2 protein-coding genes and 1 pseudogene are annotated in these 3,780 nt (G+C 70.3%); 2 read left to right on the plus strand and 1 reads right to left on the minus strand.

The features are described from left to right. Positions 1-1,070 (minus strand): annotated as a pseudogene (locus AB0M20_RS31585) (hypothetical protein); the annotation flags it as partial. 92 nt (positions 1,071-1,162) lie between these two features. On the opposite strand from AB0M20_RS31585, the gene AB0M20_RS31590 reads away from it, so the two are divergent. Both AB0M20_RS31590 and AB0M20_RS31595 read left to right on the plus strand, forming a co-directional pair. Then, positions 1,163-2,332 carry a glycosyltransferase family 4 protein gene (locus tag AB0M20_RS31590; RefSeq protein WP_364303984.1) on the plus strand — a complete coding sequence of 390 codons (1,170 nt, stop codon included), beginning with the start codon at positions 1,163-1,165 and terminating at the stop codon, positions 2,330-2,332. Positions 2,333-2,433: 101 nt separating this feature from the next. Continuing rightward, positions 2,434-3,780: hypothetical protein (locus tag AB0M20_RS31595; protein WP_364303985.1), on the plus strand; the 1,347-nt coding region annotated here is incomplete at its 3' end.

Here is a 3,780-nt window from a genome sequence, read left to right on the forward strand (position 1 = left end):
GGCCAGCTCGGCCCGTCCCAGCGGCAGCAGCCGTTCAGCGCCTCGTGCATGAACCACGGGCTGCGCCGCTCGGTGGTCGTCGGCCCGTACGGCGCGGCGAACCCCTGCGGATCGGTCAGCTGGGCCCAGGCCACGGAGTTCGCGGCCGGTGGCATGTCGAAATACCAGGGGACGAAGCCGATCTCCTCGCGATCGGTGATCTTCCGGCCGTCCCTCATGACGTGCTTGTAGAAGTCGCCGTCCCAGAGCAGCTGCTCCTGGCGTTCCCGCAGCCGGGTGGCCTCGCGGTCGTAGCGGGCGGCCTTCTGCGACTGCCCGGCCCGGCGCAGCAGCTTGGCCAGGGCGCGCGCGTCGCCGTACTGGTAGGCGTTCAGCGTCGGCCGGAAGCCGTCACCGCCGTGATACGGGTCGTCGCTCTGGTACGAACTGGCGGTGAACTCCATCGCGTCCCACACCGGCGTCTGCCAGTAGAGCCCGGTGGCCGTGTCGAAGTTCGTGCCCTTCCACGTCTTGTACTGCTTCTCCAACTCGGGCAGCCGGTCCAGCAGATAGCCGAAGTCGCCGCTCACCTCGGCCCGGGCCAGCGCCGCGTCGACCGCCCAGAACGAATACTGGTGCGCCCAGTCGTAGCTGTTGCGGCCCAACCCCTCGGTGTTCGGCTTGGCCTGCGAGCCGGACCCGCGCAGCCAGTAGTCGAGGTAGTCGTCGAGGTATCGCGTGTCGCGCAGCCACCGTCCCTCGTAGAGGTGGTGGCCGGCGGCGGCGTTGATGCCGCCGTTGGGCGCGGAGTAGCCGACCGGCCCGAGGAACTCCGAGACGATCCAGCCGTCCTCGGGCCCGGTGTACTTCAGCGCCTCCTTGAACGTGCGCCACCGGTAGTAGTAGGTCGCCTGGATGTCCTCGTCGGGCAGGTCGACGAACGGGATGTTCGCCTCGTACCACTCCGGCTCGGCCACCGGCCCGAGCAGCGCCCGGTGGTCGAGGATGTCGGTCGTCGCGCCCACGGCCGGGTAGATCGACGCGGGCACGATGCTCAGCACCACCGAGAGCAGGGCCTGCCACCGCGACACGTGAATCCCCTTCCATCGACGCCGAACCATATCGTGGCGGTACGACAAAGCCCTCGTACGGGCCGATCCGGGCCCCGGCTATCCTGTGTCCGGTGAGAATCCGGTACGTGCTGAACAACGCCTACGGCGCCGGCGGCACCGTTCGCACGGTGTTCAACCAGGCCAACGCCCTGTGCGGCGAGCACGACATCGAGATCGCCAGTGTGTACCGGACCAGGCAGGTGCCGGTCTTCACGCTCGACGAGCGGGTCCGGATGGTGACGCTGACCGGCCTGCGGGACGACGGCTCCCGCTTCACCGACGCCCCGGGCACCAACTCGCGGTTCTCGCGCAAGACGCGGCGGTTCCCCAGCCCGATGCCGCACCGGCGCGACTACCGCTACCGCCGCTGGGACCCGGTGGTGGACGCGGCGATGATCCGGTATTTCCGGGCCGAGCGGGACGGCGTGCTGGTCACCACGCGTCCCGGTCTCAATCTGCTGTCCGCCTGGTTCGCGCCGCGCCGGCTGGTGCGGGTCGCGCAGGACCACATGAACTTCGGGTCCTACCGGCCGAGGATGCAGGCGGCGATCCGCAAGGCGTACCCCCGGCTCGACGCCGTCACCGTGCTCACCCGGCAGGACCTGGCCCCGTACCAGGCGGCGCTGGCCGGGTCCGCGGTGCGGCTGGAGTGCATCCCCAACGGCATCCCGCCCCGCGAGGCGGCCTCGTCCAGCCCCGAGGCCAAGCGGGTGATCGCGGCCGGCCGGTTCGTCAACCAGAAGGGCTTCGACATGCTGGTCGAGGCCTGGGCCGGGGTGCAGGAGCGGCACCCGGACTGGCGGCTGGCGGTGTTCGGCAACGGTCCGCTGCGCGCCGGCCTGCAGGCGCGGGTGGCCGAGCTGGGCCTGTCGAAGACGGTCCGGATGCCCGGCATCACCAAGACTCTGGACCAGGAGCTGTCGGCCAGCTCGTTCTACGTGCTCAGCTCCCGCTTCGAGGGCCTGCCGATGGTCCTGCTCGAGGCGATGACCACCGGCCTGCCGGCGGTGTCCTTCGACTGCCCGACCGGCCCGGCGGACATCATCGAGGACGGGGTGAACGGCCTGCTGGTGCCGCCACAGGACGTGCCCGCGCTGTCCGCGGCGATCTGCGAGCTGATCGAGGATCCGGAACGGCTCAGGGCGATGGGTACGGCCGCGCTGAAGACCAGCGAGCGCTACTCCATGCCGGCCATCGCCGAAACCTGGAACAAATTGGTCCAAGACCTCGCCAAACGGTAGCCACGGACAATTCAGCCGAACCTCAGGCAAGCCTGAGCGAATCCACTGGGCCCTGCCCGATGGTGTTTCCCTACCCCGGAGAAACACCGGACAGGAGTCCCATGATGAGATCACTCGCCCGCCTCGGCGTCACGCTCGGCGTGACCGTCGCGGTCATCGCCCCGGTGGCCGGCACGGCGTCAGCCGTCGCCATCACCCCGTCCACCCCTCGGCTCGGCCGGCTGGTGCAGGTCGGCCCGACCGCCGAGCACGGCTTCCCGGCCTGGTACCGGGACAGCAACAACGTCCGGCTCGAGGCCTGCGTCACCGACGACCCGCTGTGCCCGGTGCTCGTCGACGAGGTGCCGAACCCGGACGTGCCGATCTCGTACCCGGACAACTTCCCGGGCGAGTTCTTCTACCAGCTGGCCGGCTCCACGGTCACGCTGACCAACGGTGTGCAGGCGACGATCGGCATGGACCTCGAGGGCGCCTGGGCCAGCGAGCAGGTGATCGACGGCGACCAGATGGTGTTCGGCCGGGTCCGGATCCGGTTCGACGCGCCCGAGGGCCAGCGCTTCCGCATCACCCACCCCTACGGCATCGACGACATCGTCGCCACCGACCGGGGCGTCAACATGACCGAGGACATCGGCACCGCGGCCGGCGCCTTCGGCCAGGCCCTGAACAGCCGGATCGGCCCGTTCCTGAAGTGGGACCCGGCCGTGCTCCCCTCCGCGCCGACCGGCTACACCGGTGACCCGGGCGTCGACCACAAGGTCGTGGGCAGCCCGTACAACACCAACTTCGTGCGGATCGAGCAGCTCGACCCGACCAGCGGTGCCGTGCTCGGCCAGGTCGGCTTCAACGACCTGTTCAGCGTCCAGGGCCGCTACGCGACCAACGCCGGCGTCGACATCAACCAGGCGACGTACACCACGGAGGCGGACGGGACCGGCTTCATCGAGGTGTACGCCACCAGCGAGCCCAACCAGGTCATCGAGGTGGTCTCCAATCCCACTCTCGGCTTCCGCGGCACCCGGCTGCGCGGCCAGAACGGCCGGTACTACGGCCGCTTCCCGGTCACCGGCTCGGTGCCCGGCGGCGCGACGATCGAGGTCGTCAACAACAGCGACCGGCCGGTCGCCCGCAAGACCGCCAAGCTGGTCGACGTCGTCCGCATCACCGACCTCAGGTACAACGCGAACCGGCAGGAGCTGACCGTCGACGCCACCTCGTCGGACCGCGACGCCGACCCGGGCGTGCTGACGGTGACCGACTTCGGCCCGCTCACCGGCTCCGCCTTCACCGGCGTGGCGGCGCCCCCGCCGTCGATCACCGTCACCTCCTCGGGCGGCGGCTCGGCGACCATGACGCTGACCGGCAACGGGCGGCTGTTCCTGCCGGACCGGCCGGTCGCGGCGGCGACGGTGGAGAACCCCGTCGTGCTCGGCCAGGTGGTCCGGCTG

This window comes from Actinoplanes sp. NPDC051633, assembly GCF_040681735.1.
In the GTDB taxonomy this organism is placed as follows: domain Bacteria; phylum Actinomycetota; class Actinomycetes; order Mycobacteriales; family Micromonosporaceae; genus Actinoplanes.